Raw genomic sequence first — 15,953 nt, 5'->3', positions numbered from 1 at the left:
ATTCAGGGTGCTGGCAGTTGTTATCGTAATTTTACTCAGCCTTTTTATTGCCCTTAATGCCGATTAAAAAGGCTTTAGGAATGAGAAGGGGTAGATTCGACTTGTTTGGCTGCTCTAATAATTGCCGCCAGAACTCGAGCTTGGTCAGGAAGAGATTGGGTTTCCCATTGGGTCAGAATTTCTCCTTTTAAAGAAACATAGTATTTAGCGGGTAATTGATTTAAGGCCATGGCTGTAATATCTGCAATACAGCGTTCACAGGTACAGGGCAATGTGACTTTAGCTGTGTATTCCTTAAGTGCTTGACGAACAACAGGTTCCATATAGTTTTTTAATTCATACATTTAAATTCCCCTCCATATATTTCTACCTTTAGTGTAATAATACGAATTATTAAGATATTAAACAAGCCATTTTAGTATTTTCTTATTATTAAGTATGGTGCTGACAGCTTGCCAGAAACGATTTGTTTCATAGCCCAAACGCCAAATTGCAATTCCGCGAATACGATAGCTTTTAACAAAACCAAGGCGTATTTTAGCCGATAATTCGCTTTCGAACCAAACCGTGTGACGATCACGTCCTATCCAATAGTAAAAATAAGGTTCAACGTCTGGATCAGACCAAAGAAGTCGTGCTCCAGTTTGTGAAATAAGGGAAGGAATATCCTTCATGGGAATGACTTTGGCTTTACCTTTAAACCAATCATAGCCATAAACGGGTATTCCGACTAGAATTTTCTGGTGGGGGATGAATTGAAGTGCATAGTCTAAAACCTCTGTCATCCAAGGCAAGGAAGCAATGGGACCTGCAGTTCCTCCTGAATAATGTTCATCATAAGTCATCAGTGTAACTGCATCACATGTTTGACCAATTGCGGAGAAGTCATAACCCGGAGATTCCCATTCTGATCGTTTGGCTGGAACAGCAATCGTTAAGAGAAGACCCTTTGCATGAAGAGAGTTACAAAGAGATTCGAGAAAAGAATTATAGGCTATACGGTATGAGACTTCAAGTGCTTCAAAATCGATATGCACACCTGCCACTCCATTAGGCATTAGATTAAGTAAATCTTGTATAAATCGTTCCTGAAGCGAAGGAGAGGAAAGAAGTGTTCTTAAAGGCAAAGGGTCAAAGATTTGACCGTTAAAATTGTGAATGAGAATTAAGGGGGATACTCCATAATCAAAACATGTATTGACAAGGCGAGGATAATCTCCTTGAAGGGTAGCATCGTCATCTAAGCGATAGGCAAAATGGGCAATTGTATCAAGATGTGAATGATGTTGACGAATGGAATCTAAAGAACGATTATCCTCAGGATAGTCCGCAGCAGTATACCCAAGTATCCAAACCCGCTTTTCCAGTAAACGTCTTGCCGATGTGACCCAAACTGGTGTCGCCATACGCATCCCTCCGCTTGCCCTAAAATTGATCTATATTATAATATGAAGATAATATGAAGGAAAAGAGTTTCACTTTTCCTCTTTTCTAGTAGTAAAATATGGGTTAGTGTTTCCTATTCATTGGCAGTAATTTAGGAGGAATTTAGTTGGAAAAAGTGCTTTTAGTTGCAACAGGCGGAACGATTGCTATGCACAAGGATAGAAACGGAAAAGTAGTTCCGGCGGTGAGCGGTTATGATTTATTGGAAAGCCTCCCCAGCCTCAGCCAAAGTACGGAGTGGGAGGTTATCGATTTCAGTAATGTTGCCAGCTGTAATATGTCACCCGTGAAAATGAAAGAGCTTGCTCAGATTGTAAACCATAGTTTTCAGGATCCCACTTTAAGCGGAGTAATTATTACCCATGGTACAGATACATTAGAAGAAACCGCCTACTTTTTGGATCTTACAATTTATGATGAACGGCCAATAATTCTTACGGCGTCTCAGCGCGACGCTTCTGAACGCGATTCGGATGGACCTAGAAATCTACGAAATGCAATGTTAATAGCCAAAAACCCACAAGCAGTTGGACGAGGGGTAGTCATTGCTTTGAATGAAAAAATTCATGCTGCCAGAGATGTTCGAAAGCTGCATACAAGTCATGTTGATGCCTTTAACTCGGGAGAAAGCGGCGCGTTGGGAGGGATAGATAATGAGGAAGTTACTTGGCACCGCAAACCAGAACCCTCGGTGAAGTTAGGTATTCCTGAACGCCTTGCGAAGATAGCGATATGTAAAGTTTTTACCGGAATGTCTCCTCGTTTGCTGGAGTGTTTTGTTGATGAAAAGACTGAAGGTATAGTTATTGAAGCTTTTGGAAGAGGAAATTTACCTCCTGAACTCGTACCAACAATTTGCCAACTTATTGCCCGAAAAATACCTGTTGTAGTTACCTCTCGCTGCTTATTCGGCAGAACTGCACCGAACTACGGTTATCCGGGGGGAGGAGCAGATTTGGAAACGGCAGGGGTGTGGTTTGCTTCAGATCTTTCAACGGAGAAAGTTCGTCTTTTGATGAGTATTGCTATTGGAAAAGGTCTAGAGCTGAAGAATATTAAGGAAATCTTAGCTCGTGGCGGTGTTCAATAGGTATTGGGAGAATTAAATAAATTTTGCTAAATTTTAAAAATGGATTAAGTATACGTTTGATTTATGTTAAAGGATTTGCTATACTTAAATTACTCGTAAGGTTACTTTGCAAAATCTTGAAAATCCTAAGTTTACCCTTATTTGGGTCGTCTGGATTGGGAGTTTGCGCAGAGATCAAACTGAGAGAAAACTACCCAAATTAAGGAGGAAACCTTAGTGTTTCAAGACAAAATTTTAACCTGCCGCGATTGTGGCCAAGAATTTACTTTTTCTGCAAGTGAACAAGAATTTTATGCTGAAAAAGGATTTGAAAACGAACCGGGACGTTGCCCTTCTTGCCGTGCGGCTCGCAAAGCACAAAACGGTGGAAGAAGAAGCGGCGGATTCGGAGCTCGTCCACAACGTCAAATGTACCCAGCTACTTGTTCCAATTGCGGGGTTGAAACGGAAGTTCCATTCCAACCTTCTGGCGAAAAACCGGTTTATTGCCGTGACTGCTATCAATCAATGCGTCGTTATTAATTCTTTAACGAATAAATAAAACGTAAAAAAGAAAGACCAGAATTAATTCTGGCCTTTCTTTTTTTATCCATTGACATATTAAGAATCAAGTTGTAACTTATAGATGAGAGCCAATATCAATTGCTAATTATACCTATACGTTGAGAATGATTATCAATGAAGGAGGGCGCATATGTCTTGTTCACTTACCCAACTCCTTCCGGGAGAAAAAGCTCGAGTAAAAACTGTTCTGGATCAGGGCGTTCTGCGAAGACGAATGATGGATATGGGGCTTGTTCCAGGTACTGAAGTGGAAGTAATCCGCTCAGCCCCGTGGGGAGGACCTATGCAAATCCGGATCAAAGGATATTTTTTAGCAATGAGGCGAACAGAGTGCGAAAAAATAATTGTGGAACGGATCAATGACACGGAGCGATTATGCGCAGAGCTTTAAAAGCAACTTATTGAGAATAATTTGCAGCCTTAAAATATTTGATAATAGATAGAAATATAGGTTGAATCGAGAAGGAGAGACTAAATGCATAACATGAAAATCGCTCTTGTCGGAAATCCTAATGTCGGTAAAAGTACGGTTTTCAATAATTTGACCGGTTTAAATCAACAGGTCGGGAACTGGACTGGTAAAACGGTTGAACATAAAGCAGGATATTTAAAATTTGAGGACTGGACTATCGAGTTGATAGATCTTCCAGGAACGTATAGTTTAACTGCGTATTCCCAAGAGGAAATTGTAACCCGTGAATATATCCTTCAAGAAAAACCGGATGTTGTTATAGCAATGCTTGATGCATCAAATATTGAGCGAAATTTATATCTTCTGCTGCAAATTGCGGAATTGACACCTCGTGTTGTTATTGGCTTAAATATGATGGATCTAGCCGCTTCTTCAGGTATTATTCTTTCAGCCTCAAAATTGAGCAAGGTCCTCAACCTTCCAGTAGTTGAGGTGATTGCTTCACAAAAAAAGGGGATTAAGGAACTTTTACTTGAAGCGATCCGAACAGGTCAGATGACAGAAACTCCAAAACCTATAAAAATGGAATACCCTAAGGAATTAGAAAACAAAATAAATGCAATTGAAGAGACATTAAAGGATCAAAATTCTCAATTTCTTTTTCCACATCGGTGGCTCGCTTTAAAATTTATGGAGGGTGACCAAGCGCTTGGTGAGGTTCCTACGGAAGCTATTCAGAGGCTTCTTCAAAATTGGAAAGAAGAAGGCTGGAATCAAGCAAAGCTTGAAATGGCTATTACGGACGCTAAATATTCTTTCATTGCCTCACTTTTGCCTGAATTTGTTCAGTTTGACCAGAATAGGGAGGCCAGCTGGACAGAGAAGTTAGATCGATGGGCCTTATCCCCCCTTTGGGGTTATCCTATTCTCGTTGGAATTTTACTTATTGTTTTTTGGGTATCGTTTGTTGCAAGTGCTCCCTTAGGAGATCTTATCTCACGAATAATGGCTGGAGCGGCAGGAATTACTGTATCTATTTTAAAAGGAGTAGGAGCACCGGAGATCCTGCAAAATTTAATTCGGGATGGAATATTTGCGGGAGTGGGTGCTGTATTTGGTTTCGTCCCGCAAATTGGAATCTTTTTTGTTTTTTACTCCATTCTTCAAGATAGCGGTTATCTTGCCCGGGCAGCTTTTCTTGGTGACAGACTTATGCAATTAATGGGGCTTCATGGTAAATCCTTTTTCTCTTTCGTATCAAGCTATGGTTGTAATGTCCCGGGTATTATGGCGACTCGGACTCTTGAAAACCAAAAAGACCGAATGATTACAATTCTTCTTAATCCGTTAATCCCATGTGTTCCGCGAATTGGGGTGATGAGTGCTGTTGTAGCTGCGTTTTTTCCGGGGGGACGCGGATCTGTTGTAATGCTAAGCCTTTTGGGATTGAGCCTTCTGCTCATTGTTTTTTCTTCCTATTTGTTGCGAAACACAGTGATTCGAACCGATAAAACGGCATTTGTCATGGAGCTCCCCTTGTATCATAGACCTACTTTTCGCAATAGCTTACTTCCTGCTTGGCAAAAAACGTATTCATTTATGAAAAGAGCATGGACATTTATTTTAGTTGCATCCATTATTATTTGGACCTTAAGTTCATTTCCGGCTGATGTACCTATGGAACAAACCTGGGCTGGAAAATTGGGGAATGGACTTGCGGTTATTGGAAATCCCTTGGGATTTGACTGGCGTATTATGGTTGCTATTCTTTTTGGATTTACAGCAAAAGAGACGACGTTATCCACTTTAGGAATACTTTATGGAGTTAATTCTGACACGCCTCAATCTATTGCTCAAACAATGACCGGCGCAATGACACCGTTAGGTGCATTGACTTTTTTAGTTGTCTATATGATTTATATTCCATGCCTGGCGACAGTTGTGACAATGCACAAAGAAATCGGAGATTGGCGCTGGACGAGTTTTGGGATCCTTTATAATCTTCTTTTGAGTTTTAGCGTGGGTTGGTTAGTACTTCAATTAGGTCATTCTCTAGGATTTTGATATATTGTTTTATGGGAGGCAGATATGCTTAAAGAGGTCTTAAATTTGATTGATCAAGGGCAAACCTTAGCCATGACTGAAATGGCTCAAAAATTGGGATGGACAATACAAAAAGTACAAAATTCACTGGATCAACTCGAGAGAATGGGCTACATTGAGAAAAAAGACCTTGCTTTCACTTCCTGTTCGACAGAAAGCTGTTCAAGTTGTTTGTTTAAACAAGGAGACTCGTGTCAGAAATATAAGACGTCTTTAGAAAATCTATACTCATGGTCTGTTACCGAACGGGGAAAAGATGCGCAATAAACTTATGATTTAGGATAAGATAGACAATGAATCCTTAATCCCTTACAATCTACTCAGGGGATATTGAAAGCGAGGATCAGACAAAATGGATTTTTCCGGGAAAGATAAAGCAACGTATGTTCAGGAGACGTTTAATTCTATTGCTAAACGGTATGATTTAATGAATACGTTAATGAGTTTTGGCTTAGATAAAGGCTGGCGAAGAAAGGCAGTTTATACCGTTGAAGCTAGAGCGGGAATGCATATTCTGGATGTCTGCTGTGGAACGGGTCAACTATCCATGGAACTTGCAGAAACGGTTGGAGTAACAGGTAAAGTAACTGGCCTTGATTTTTCCGAAAAAATGTTGGAAAGGGCTAAAGATAATATTTCGCAATCTTCTTTTGAACCTGTAATACATTTACTTCAAGGGGATGCTATGAATCTTCCGTTTGAGGAAAATACGTTTGATGGTGCAACTGTTGGATGGGGACTGAGAAATCTTCCGGATCTTGAACAAGGAATTCGTGAAATGATAAGGGTGGTAAAACCTGGGACCGTGGTTGTTTCATTGGATATGGCTAAGCCAACACTACCCGTTTTTAAACAGGGCTATTGGCTTTATTTTGAAAAATTAGTTCCCTGGATGGGTAAAGTATGGGCCGGAAAGGCTAAGGCTTATCAATACCTTCATGATTCAACTGTGGAGTTTCCTGCACAGCAAGAACTGGCACGGATATTTGAACGAAGTGGTTTAATTGAAACTCGTTATCAAAACTTGTTTGGTGGTGTTGTAGCAATAGTCAGCGGACGAAAACTGAGTTGAGAGTTTTTTTGATAAATCCAAATAGCTTTTAAACAATCAAATTGTAAAATATAAGCTTTTAAGATCAATCATTTTATGAAAAAGCTTAAAAAACAGAGATAATAGATAATAAGATGCAAGAGAACCCTGTAGGGTTCTTTTTTTTGTCCTGAATGGAATACTAATCGTATGCGCAGACATTTAATACACTCGACAAGATTTCAAAACACATGTAGAATCACTTTGTTCTATATTAGGTAAGATAAATAGGCTAAGGCAATATTAAAGGCAACAATGAAAAATAAGTTGCTGAAAAATGATCATCATCAAAAAAAGGCAGGTAAGACACTAACATGCTTAACAATAATAACCGCATTTTTTGGTTAAAATTGCGTACAGTGATTTTTGGACATCCTTTAGCAACCCAATATGCGGAGCATTCAAAATTAGGTGTTCTGGGAGGAATCCCAATCTTTGGTTCTGATCTTATTTCTTCGGAAGGGTATGCTCCTGACGAGATTCTTTATATCTTGCTTTTGGCGGGATCTCTTGGGTATGCCTACATGATGAAAGTCTCTATCGTTATTGTTGTTTTATTGGCCAGTATCTTTTTAGTTTATCGCAAAGCTATTCAGAAATATCCTCAAGGTGGAGGTTCCTATACCATTGCTCATGCTCATTTGGGTGAAACAGCAAGTTTTATTGCGGGTGCAGCATTATCTGTAGACTATATTCTTACAGTTGCTGTTAGCGTTAGCTCCGCTATTGAAAATCTGACTGGAATTATACCATGGCTGGCTGCAACTCCTCATAAAGTGGCTGCAGACATTTTGGTTATTATGTTTATGGCTTGGATCAATTTACGCGGTTTAAAGGAATCAGCCCGTTTATTTGCAATTCCAGTTTATCTCTATATCGTGAGTCTTCTTGTTTTGATAGGAACAGGACTTGTTGAAATCTTAATCTATGGTGTAACTCCACAAGTTCCTCAACATCTTGTTCAAACGAATGCGTCGTCTGTCACATGGTTTATTTTTGCTCGAGCAATTGCAGGCGGAACGACAGCTTTAACAGGTATTGAAGCGGTTAGCAATGGTGTAACAGCTTTTAAAGCACCCGCTCAAAAACGGGCTATTAGCACTTTGTTTACATTATCTCTGTTAGTTGCTATAGGGCTTTTGGGACTTTCCTTCTTAGCCTCTGCATATCATATTGTTCCGGGTCAAGGAAATACAACTTTAAACCAATTGGGATGGATTGTTTTCGGTAACACTTTACCGTACTATACATTAATGGTAACGGCGGCAGCAATTCTCGTTATTGCGGCCAATACTCCATTTGCCGGTTTCCCGATTTTATTAAGTTTGATGGCACGTGATGGAAGTGCACCCCGGTATTTTAAAAATCTCGGTGACCGTTTGGTTTATAGTGTAGGGATCTGGACCCTCTTTTTCATTTCTATTTTTCTCATCGTTATATTCCATGGGGATACTCATATGATGCTTCCGTTATATGCGATTGGAGTACTTTTGTCCTTCTCTTTAACAGGTACGGGTTTAGCTCTGCATGCTTGGAAGGAGAGAGCAAAGAATTGGATGTCGGATTTTGCGATCTTTGCCTTTGGCGGAGCGCTTTCTTTTCTTGTCTTTTTAGTCTTTATTATTACGAAATTTACACAAGGTGCTTGGATTATTTTGATTGTTATGCCACTCCTTGTTCTCCTTTTCAGAGGGATTAAAAGCGTTTATCGCGGCGAAATCCATAACCTTAATGTCACTCCAGAAGCACTTGCAGATTTTCAAAAGCATGTTGCTATTGTTAAACGGCGCAGAGCTCATGCCGAGATATCTGAATACCGAAACAAAATTATCATTCCTGTTTATGATTTAAACCTGATGGTTCTCAAAGCTTTTAAATATGCATATTCGTTAACTCCGCAAGTTTTGGCTGTACATGTTGCCTCTGATCCGGAACGAGCGTCTAAACTGCTCAAGCATTGGTCAGAAAACCATATTGAGATTCCCCTGCAAATCGTTGATTCCCCTTATCGGGCATTGGTTCATGATTTTCTCTTATTCCTGAATAAATTTGAAAGCAAGACTAATTATGATACGATAACTGTTGTAATACCAGAATATGTTCCGGAAAAGATATGGCATAATCTATTGCATAATCAAACGGGTCAGCTCATGAAATTAATGATTCTCTTGAAGAAAAGTGTTCTTGTTACAAGCGTACCTTATCATCCCCAAACTGATGCCATCAAAAAGAGTTGAGAAATTTGTAGAAGTTAATTAGAAATTAATAAGAGATCAATAGAATAAGAAAGCGTTGTTTTAACTGAACAAGTCAAACAGCGCTTTTATTATTGTTAATGATCATGCAATATTTCTAACGATTTATGTTAAAATACAAATAAAGAATTCCAGTGAATAAGATTGGGGGCTAAAACACGTGAATGCAGAACTTCGAATCGGATTAAAAGGGAAGGCTGAAACCATCGTTACAGAAAAAAATACAGCTAAAAGCTTGGGAAGCGGCTTAGTTGATGTTTTTGCAACTCCTGCTCTAATTGGCTTGATGGAAGGAGCAGCAGTAAATGCTCTTGTTCTTAATCCTGAGGATTCGAGTGTAGGGACTGCCCTTGATATTAAACACTTAGCGGCAACACCGGTTGGTATGCGAGTTTGGGCTGAGGCAGAGCTTGTTGAAATTGATCGCCGCCGGCTGATATTTGAAGTGAATGCTTATGATGAAGTTGAAAAAATCGGAACAGGTCGTCATGAACGATTTATTATTAAAAAGGATCAATTTTTAAAAAAGGCTGAATTAAAAGCTAAGAATCAGGAGTAGTTAATTTGGTAAGTTATCTAACGATTCTTGAAGAAGGACATTCGGAGCAGGTTATCGATAAATCGAGGTTCATTGCTCTAGTATTCCCCGTTAAAAGCACTCAAGAAGTTGCACTGAACTTAGAAAAGGCAAGGCAGCTATACCCAAATGCTCGCCACTATGTTTATGCATATCGCTTGCATGAAGGAAATCTTGAAAGATCAGCGGACGATGGTGAGCCTCAAGGGACTGGCGGGAGACCCGTTTTAGATGTTCTTCAATTTCGTGAATTATGGGATGTTTTAGTTGTTGTTGTTCGCTACTTTGGAGGGATCCTTTTGGGTACTGGGGGGCTGACCCGTGCCTACGGAGGAACAGCACGTCAACTTCTGGATCAGACTGAAGTGAGTAAGTTAATTCCGCATGCTGTTTATGAAGTAGAAGCATCTTATGATTGGTATGAACCTTTAAAATATCAGTTCCGTCAAAATAATTGGTTGACAGGAAACGAGGAATTTTCTGAGACAGTCAGGATTGAGGTTTTTATTCCATGGGTAGATCGGCATCACTTCGTAGAATGGTTAGCTGAGTTTACAGGAAACCAAATCATCTGTCAGGCAAAAGATAGCGTTCTCCGCGCAGAATCTTTAGGGCCTCGTTTATAGAAGATCTTTTAATAAGCACTTGGAAAGAGGATAAATATATTCGTATGTTTATTCTCTTTTTCTTTAGCATAGTTCTTTGAGAGAAAAGCAAAACTAGATATCAAAGAAGGTGATTATTGCTTGATAACACTGACTCATTGGATATTCTTAGCTTTTGTTTTAATCATAGTCTTTACCTTAGTCTGGAGGAAACCTCCTGTTTTAGCGGCTGCTATTGGCTTATTTGCAGTAGGGCTTGTGCATTCAAAGGAGCCTATTGGGGCTATTCAAATTTCATTTCGAGCGTTGAGTTTGGCAGCAGAAAATCTTTTATCCATTATTTTATTAATCGGGGTTGTTGTAGGGTTAACTCAATTACTTAAAGATTCAGGGGCGGATCAAGTTATTGTAGGCCCTTTACTGCGTTTAAAGCGGATAAATTCAGTATACTGGCTGGTCGGAATTACAATGTGGGGATTAACTTCCTTAATTTGGCCTACACCTGCAATAAGCCTGCTGGGAGCAGTAATTGTTCCTGCCTTAAAAAAAGTGGGGGTAAACCCAATAGGATTGGCCTTAAGTTTAACCTTATTCGGTGAAGGAATGGGTCTATCTGGTGATTATATAATTCAAGGGGCGCCAACCTTATTAAGCAAGGCAACCGGGATTCCAGTGGCGATCCTTGTTAATGCTTCTATTCCTGTAGTATTAATCAGTGGATTATTCGCTGTAACCACAGGCAGTTTCCTTATTAAGATAAGATTAGATCTTCCTGAAGATGCATTACCTCCTAGTGAAAAGGAAACGATTCAAGGTGCAAAAGGCTTAAAGAAATTAGAGAGCATGCATAATTCTAAGATCATTGCTTTAATTGTTATTTTGAGTTATGGTATAATGTTGTTTTTTATGATTTTTTTTAAAATCCGTGGAGATGCAGCAAGTGCTTTAATAGGTGGATGTACCTTTTTAATTCTGTGTATCGGAGTAATCATTAAGGACCAACGTAAAGCCTTTGTAAGTTTTGTAGAATATCTAAAACAGGGATTTCGTTTCTCGATAGGAATTTTTGTTCCGATTGTGATTATGTCGAGTTTTTTCTTTTTAGGGACGAAATCAGGATACCAACAAATTTTACATGCTGACGGATTTGGAATTTTTAGTGATTTTGCTTATCGCCTCTCAGAAATCATTCCTTTGAGTAAGTGGACGGTCGGCGGATTTATAATAATGATGGCTATATTAGGCGCAATGGATGGTTCGGGATTTTCTTCCCTGCCTCTTATAGGGGGAATATCTATAGCTCTGTCACAGGCTGCTCATTTGTCCCCTATTCCGTTTGCTGTGTTGGGTCAGGTAGTTGGGATCTGGACTGGAGCAGCTCTTATTCCTTGGGGTTTCAGTGCAGTAACTGCGGCTGTAACAGAGGTGGATTCTAATAATTTATTTCGGCTTACGTTGCCATGCTACATTGTGGCTATTGGAACAGCTTTTCTTTTTACCATGTTGAGGATTTAAGCTTCGCTCTAAGAAAAGAGAAGGAAAAACTGCATTAACTGTCGAATACATGTTAAGTTATTCAGGACAAGGAGGGGAGCGGGATTTTCCAATATGGATTAATTGTTACGATTGTTAGTCTTCCGTTTTTCCTCGTTTTAATATTTAAATCATCATCTTGGGGATTTAAGCCTATTGAAGGGTTCATTATTTCTTTTTTAACTTGGGGAGATGCGTTTAGTTTTCCTTACTTTCTACGATCAGATCGTCTTTTTACCTGGGCTTTAATGACTGGAGGCTTTTTACTTCTTCCGGGTATTGTAATCATCCTAAGTAAACAAATGACGATTCAGGGTCTAAAGAAAAATAAATTATTAAATGCACAACCTAAGATAGAACTGAATTTAGATCCTAAAGAAGAACTTAAGTACGAACTTGAGGAAGAACCCGAAGTAGATCTTGAGAAAGAACCCGAAGTAGATCTTGAGAAAGAACCAGAAGTGGAGCTTGAGAAAGAACCTGAAGATGAGCTTGAGGAAGAACCTGAAGATGAGCTTGAGGAAGAACCTGAAGTGGAGCTTGAGGAAGAACCTGAAGTGGAGCTTGAGAAAGAACCTGAAGATGAGCTTGAGGAAGAACCTGAAGTAGAGCTTGAGGAAGAACCTGAAGTAGAGCTTGAGGAAGAACCTGAAGTAGAGCTTGAGGAAGAACCTGAAGTAGAGCTTGAGGAAGAACCTGAAGTAGAGCTTGAGGAAGAACCTGAAGTGGAGCTTGAGGAAGAACCTGAAGTGGAGCTTGAGAAAGAACCCGATGTAGAGCTTGAGGAAGAACCTGAAGCCGAGCTTGAGAAAGAACCTGAAGTGGAGCTTGAGAAAGAACCTGAAGTGGAGCTTGAGGAAGAACCTGAAGTAGAGCTTGAGAAAGAACCCGATGTAGATCTTGAGGAAGAACCTGAAGCCGAGCTTGAGGAAGAACCTGAAGCCGAGCTTGAGGAAGAACCTGAAGTAGAGCTTGAGGAAGAACCTGAAGTAGTGCTTGAGAAAGAACCCGATGTAGATCTTGAGGAAGAACCTGAAGTGGAGCTTGAGGAAGAACCTGAAGTGGAGCTTGAGGAAGAACCTGAAGCCGAGCTTGAAGAAGAACACGAAGTTGAGCCTGAGGTAAAACTTAAAACGGAGTTAGTGATTGAGCCTTGGCCTAATGTAGAGGTCGAACAAAATAATTGGATTTCTACCTTATTAGAGGAACCAATTAAAATTGAAACACCTAGTTTAAGTTTTGAACAACTTGTAGAGAAAGGCTTTGAAGCGAAAGAACGCGAAGAATATCAACAGGCGGCTGACTATTTTTATTTTGCGCTGAAAACTGAACCGGCTCCAGATATAGCTTATTATCTAATCACTGATAGTTATGGGCTTTGGAAATCAGTTAATTTAAAAGAAGCTGCATTGTTGAAGCTTGTGCCTTTTATCAATAAATTTGAAAACAAAGCACCTAAAGTATGGCAAGATCGCCTAGCGAAATGGCTTGTCGAAAATGAGATTCACTTATCTAATTATGAGAAGGAAGGAATAATCTGATGAAAGCCAGTAAGGAAATTAAAGGACTGCGGATTATAAGCATAGCCGATGGAACGCAAGTAGGGATTATTAAAGATTTAGTTTTAAACCCGCAAACAGGCAGCTTGGATTTTTTTATTATTGATCAACCTACTGATTATTTTGGGGCTAAGGTCATTTCATTTAATGATATCATTGGCTTAGGTGAATTTGCGGTAACTATTTCAGATCCGCAGATAATTCAAGATGTTTCCCAAAACACTGCGGTTCAAGATTTGTTAAAACAAGATGTAACAGTTATCGGAACTAAGGTTTTAACAAAGAAGGGAAGTTTAATCGGAGAAGTCCAAGAATACCTTATAGATGAGGAAACAGGTAAAATTTCAGCCTGTATTTTCACCGGTTCTGACGGAAATAGTCGTGAAGCGTCTTCACAACAGATTATTACCTTCGGAAAAGAGCTTTTAATTATTGATACAGAGGATTATGACAATAAGACCGTAGAAGTTCAAATCAATCAAAGCAGCTTTCAGCCGACAGAAGTATTAGCAACAGAACAATTTACCGGGGATGAATCTTCCATAAACCCTGAGGATGAGGCTGCAACGGAGTTTAATCTCTTTGAACAACGTCAACTGCAATATTTCTTTGGTAAGACAGTAGACAAAGACATTGAGCTGGATAGCGGTGAAATTCTAAGAGCAGGCGAGCCGATGACTGAGGAAGTTATACGCAAGATAACATCACGTAGTAAACTGATGGAAATTACATCATATCTACATAAAAATTAAGTCTTATGAGAAATCGCAAATTGCTTTTAATCTCTGGGGTTTTGTCGTTACAAGTGGTTATTTCCATTTCATTGGCGAGCTCGCTGACTTATGCTTTGGACTATGCTAAAATCCCTCAAGGTTTTCAGGTTTGGGGAAAAGATCTATCCGGTTTAAGCCTTGCAGAAGGCTATGACCAACTTGAAAAAGAAATTCCATACGAGGTTTCGTATAAAGATGAGAGTTATCCTCTGACAATAACACAGTCAAAACAGAATTTAAGTGAGTGGCTTAATCTAAAATTACGGCCGGATAGTAAGTTTTGGTGGGATAATGCGTTAACTTATCTAAAAAGAATGGGGGTACAACAATTATCTCCTGATCGATTGGATCAAAAGGAAGTTATGCCTCAGTTGGAAAGCATAGCAAAGCAGATCAACCAAAAGGGACAGGCAGCGAATATACAAATGAAGAATGGAAAGTTTACTGTTCAGGCAGGCTCACCAAGTATTACAGTGGATGTCCCTAAATCATGGGAATGTCTTAACCAAAGCGAAGGCTCTAAAACTGTTCCCTTGGTTGTAAATGTTCAGAATCTTGCACCCAATGAATCAGATCTAAGGAAGATTAAGGATAAACTGGGTGACTATACGACATATTTTAATCCAGACCAAGAGGAAAGAACAAATAACGTACGTTTAGCGGCTAAGGCATTAAATGGCCAGCTAATTGCCCCAAATGGAGAATTCTCTTTTAATCAAGTTGTGGGTAAACGGGCTAGAGAAACTGGATATTTGCCGGCTTATACCTTTGTAGATCAAAAAGTTGTTTTAGATGATGGCGGAGGAATCTGTCAGGATTCTAGTACACTTTATCATACGGCTCTGCAGTCACATCTTCAGATATTGGAACGGAATACGCATTCTTTGCCGGTAACATATGTTCCCAAAGGAGAGGATGCCACTGTAGCTTATGGTTTATTAGATTTTCGTTTTCGTAATACTTCTCAGAATTATCTTTATCTTGATGTGCGAACAGGCCCGAACTGGCTTCGCATACGCATTTATGGACTTGCAGATAAAGAACATCCAGTTCTTGCAGAACCTGAAGGTTATCCGATAAGACCTGCTGACGATGGATCTATTGAATTAAAGTAAGCTGCCAAAAATAAAAGTGCACCCCAAATGTTGAATACATTTAATATTTGGAGGTGCACTTTTTGTAGCTTTTCAGCCTAAAAAGATTGATAAATAAGTTTAGCAGCAACAGCTAGGGAGATTGTAATAAAAATAGGTTTAACTAAGCGGGCTCCTTTTTTGAGTACGAGTTTTGTGCCTACCCATGATCCAATTAACATAAAGATTGCCATAGGGATTCCATACGTATATAAAATTTTACCGTTCCATGCGAAAAGAATCAGAGATACGAAATTACTAACGAAATTCAAAACTTTAGCATTGGCTGAGGAAGTTATAAAATCAAAGCCAAATAATGTGATAAAAAGGAAGATTAAGAAGGAGCCTGTTCCAGGTCCGAAAAAGCCGTCATAAAAACCGAGTGCTAAGGCAAAAAGGAAACCTAATATTAAGCTTTTAGGTGTTAAACCTTTGAATTCTGAGTGAATACCCAGATCTTTATGGAATAAAGTATAAAGCCCGACGAACAGGATAAGTACAGGAACAACTTTATTTAGAAAATCAGAAGTGATGTGGAGAACTGAAATAACACCCAAACTTGCCCCTAAAAAAGTAAAGATGATTTGCCATTTAACAAGAGGAATATATACTTTTCCTGAACGGGCAAAGGTTAAGGAACTATTTAAAGCTCCGAGAGTTGCTGCAAATTTGTTTGTTCCTAAAGCAAGATGAGGTGGAATTCCAATTAATAAGAGAGCCGGCAGGCTGATGAGGCCTCCGCCTCCGGCGATTGCATCCACCGCTGCGGCAATAAAACCTAAACTACAGACGATTAGAAGCTGTGAAAACATT

Annotated in this window: 16 protein-coding genes; 13 read left to right on the top strand and 3 right to left on the bottom strand. The window is 39.4% G+C overall.

Annotated elements, in window-relative coordinates:
* Positions 1 to 74: 74 nt before the first annotated feature.
* A complete protein-coding gene (locus ACHOLT_RS14960; protein WP_425802203.1) occupies positions 75 to 344 on the bottom strand; it encodes a late competence development ComFB family protein in 270 nt (89 codons plus the stop codon).
* Between the two features lie 57 nt (positions 345 to 401).
* A complete protein-coding gene (locus tag ACHOLT_RS14955) occupies positions 402 to 1,406 on the bottom strand; it encodes a glycosyl hydrolase family 18 protein (RefSeq protein WP_425802200.1) in 1,005 nt (334 codons plus the stop codon).
* A gap of 146 nt (positions 1,407 to 1,552) precedes the next feature.
* Here ACHOLT_RS14955 and ACHOLT_RS14950 point away from each other — a divergent pair, with 146 nt between their 5' ends.
* From ACHOLT_RS14950 to ACHOLT_RS14890, 13 genes are all read left to right on the top strand, one after another.
* A complete protein-coding gene (locus ACHOLT_RS14950; RefSeq protein WP_425802197.1) occupies positions 1,553 to 2,536 on the top strand; it encodes an asparaginase in 984 nt (327 codons plus the stop codon).
* 216 nt (positions 2,537 to 2,752) lie between these two features.
* Positions 2,753 to 3,058: a zinc-ribbon domain containing protein gene (locus ACHOLT_RS14945; RefSeq protein WP_425802195.1), complete on the top strand. Its 306-nt coding sequence runs from the start codon at positions 2,753 to 2,755 to the stop codon at positions 3,056 to 3,058.
* 172 nt (positions 3,059 to 3,230) lie between these two features.
* Positions 3,231 to 3,491, top strand: a complete 261-nt coding sequence (locus ACHOLT_RS14940) for a FeoA family protein (protein ID WP_425802192.1) — start codon at positions 3,231 to 3,233, stop codon at positions 3,489 to 3,491.
* 84 nt (positions 3,492 to 3,575) lie between these two features.
* Positions 3,576 to 5,576 (top strand): ferrous iron transport protein B, encoded by a 2,001-nt coding sequence (gene feoB / locus ACHOLT_RS14935; RefSeq protein WP_425802189.1) that lies wholly within the window; start codon positions 3,576 to 3,578, stop codon positions 5,574 to 5,576.
* Positions 5,577 to 5,600: 24 nt separating this feature from the next.
* Positions 5,601 to 5,882, top strand: coding sequence for a winged helix-turn-helix transcriptional regulator (locus tag ACHOLT_RS14930; protein ID WP_425802187.1), 282 nt, complete (start codon positions 5,601 to 5,603; stop codon positions 5,880 to 5,882).
* Positions 5,883 to 5,967: 85 nt separating this feature from the next.
* Positions 5,968 to 6,687 carry a demethylmenaquinone methyltransferase gene (locus ACHOLT_RS14925; RefSeq protein ID WP_425802185.1) on the top strand — a complete coding sequence of 240 codons (720 nt, stop codon included), beginning with the start codon at positions 5,968 to 5,970 and terminating at the stop codon, positions 6,685 to 6,687.
* 377 nt (positions 6,688 to 7,064) lie between these two features.
* Entirely contained in the window at positions 7,065 to 8,942 is a 1,878-nt protein-coding gene (locus ACHOLT_RS14920; RefSeq protein ID WP_425808089.1) for an APC family permease, read from the top strand.
* Between the two features lie 178 nt (positions 8,943 to 9,120).
* Positions 9,121 to 9,519: a thioesterase family protein gene (locus tag ACHOLT_RS14915; protein ID WP_425802182.1), complete on the top strand. Its 399-nt coding sequence runs from the start codon at positions 9,121 to 9,123 to the stop codon at positions 9,517 to 9,519.
* A gap of 5 nt (positions 9,520 to 9,524) precedes the next feature.
* A complete protein-coding gene (locus ACHOLT_RS14910; protein WP_425802179.1) occupies positions 9,525 to 10,163 on the top strand; it encodes a YigZ family protein in 639 nt (212 codons plus the stop codon).
* A 120-nt stretch (positions 10,164 to 10,283) separates the two neighbouring features.
* Positions 10,284 to 11,657 carry a citrate transporter gene (locus tag ACHOLT_RS14905; RefSeq protein ID WP_425802176.1) on the top strand — a complete coding sequence of 458 codons (1,374 nt, stop codon included), beginning with the start codon at positions 10,284 to 10,286 and terminating at the stop codon, positions 11,655 to 11,657.
* A gap of 266 nt (positions 11,658 to 11,923) precedes the next feature.
* Positions 11,924 to 13,216: a hypothetical protein gene (locus ACHOLT_RS14900; protein WP_425802173.1), complete on the top strand. Its 1,293-nt coding sequence runs from the start codon at positions 11,924 to 11,926 to the stop codon at positions 13,214 to 13,216.
* Positions 13,216 to 13,986: a PRC-barrel domain-containing protein gene (locus ACHOLT_RS14895; protein WP_425802170.1), complete on the top strand. Its 771-nt coding sequence runs from the start codon at positions 13,216 to 13,218 to the stop codon at positions 13,984 to 13,986. The genes ACHOLT_RS14900 and ACHOLT_RS14895 overlap by 1 nt, the downstream gene beginning before the upstream one ends.
* 41 nt (positions 13,987 to 14,027) lie before the next feature.
* Positions 14,028 to 15,122, top strand: coding sequence for a VanW family protein (locus ACHOLT_RS14890; protein ID WP_425802167.1), 1,095 nt, complete (start codon positions 14,028 to 14,030; stop codon positions 15,120 to 15,122).
* 77 nt (positions 15,123 to 15,199) lie between these two features.
* On the opposite strand, the gene ACHOLT_RS14885 is transcribed toward ACHOLT_RS14890, so the two are convergent.
* Positions 15,200 to 15,952 carry a TSUP family transporter gene (locus ACHOLT_RS14885; protein ID WP_425802165.1) on the bottom strand — a complete coding sequence of 251 codons (753 nt, stop codon included), beginning with the start codon at positions 15,950 to 15,952 and terminating at the stop codon, positions 15,200 to 15,202.
* Between the last annotated feature and the right edge of the window lies 1 nt (position 15,953).

This window comes from Desulfitobacterium nosdiversum (assembly GCF_049860565.1).
Taxonomy (GTDB): Bacteria; Bacillota; Desulfitobacteriia; order Desulfitobacteriales; family Desulfitobacteriaceae; genus Desulfitobacterium_A; species Desulfitobacterium_A nosdiversum.
The sequence above is the reverse complement of the archived record's forward strand: the minus strand, read 5'-3'. Positions and strand labels throughout refer to the sequence as shown.

Excerpts from the sequence above, each read along its gene's own strand:
- ACHOLT_RS14960 (WP_425802203.1), bottom strand. The coding sequence starts at position 344 with ATGTATGAATTAAAAAACTATATGGAACCTGTTGTTCGTCAAGCACTT.
- ACHOLT_RS14955 (WP_425802200.1), bottom strand. The coding sequence starts at position 1,406 with ATGGCGACACCAGTTTGGGTCACATCGGCAAGACGTTTACTGGAAAAG.
- ACHOLT_RS14940 (WP_425802192.1), top strand. The coding sequence starts at position 3,231 with ATGTCTTGTTCACTTACCCAACTCCTTCCGGGAGAAAAAGCTCGAGTA.
- feoB (WP_425802189.1), top strand. The coding sequence starts at position 3,576 with ATGCATAACATGAAAATCGCTCTTGTCGGAAATCCTAATGTCGGTAAA.
- ACHOLT_RS14930 (WP_425802187.1), top strand. The coding sequence starts at position 5,601 with ATGCTTAAAGAGGTCTTAAATTTGATTGATCAAGGGCAAACCTTAGCC.
- ACHOLT_RS14925 (WP_425802185.1), top strand. The coding sequence starts at position 5,968 with ATGGATTTTTCCGGGAAAGATAAAGCAACGTATGTTCAGGAGACGTTT.
- ACHOLT_RS14900 (WP_425802173.1), top strand. The coding sequence starts at position 11,924 with ATGACTGGAGGCTTTTTACTTCTTCCGGGTATTGTAATCATCCTAAGT.
- ACHOLT_RS14895 (WP_425802170.1), top strand. The coding sequence starts at position 13,216 with ATGAAAGCCAGTAAGGAAATTAAAGGACTGCGGATTATAAGCATAGCC.
- ACHOLT_RS14885 (WP_425802165.1), bottom strand. The coding sequence starts at position 15,952 with ATGTTTTCACAGCTTCTAATCGTCTGTAGTTTAGGTTTTATTGCCGCA.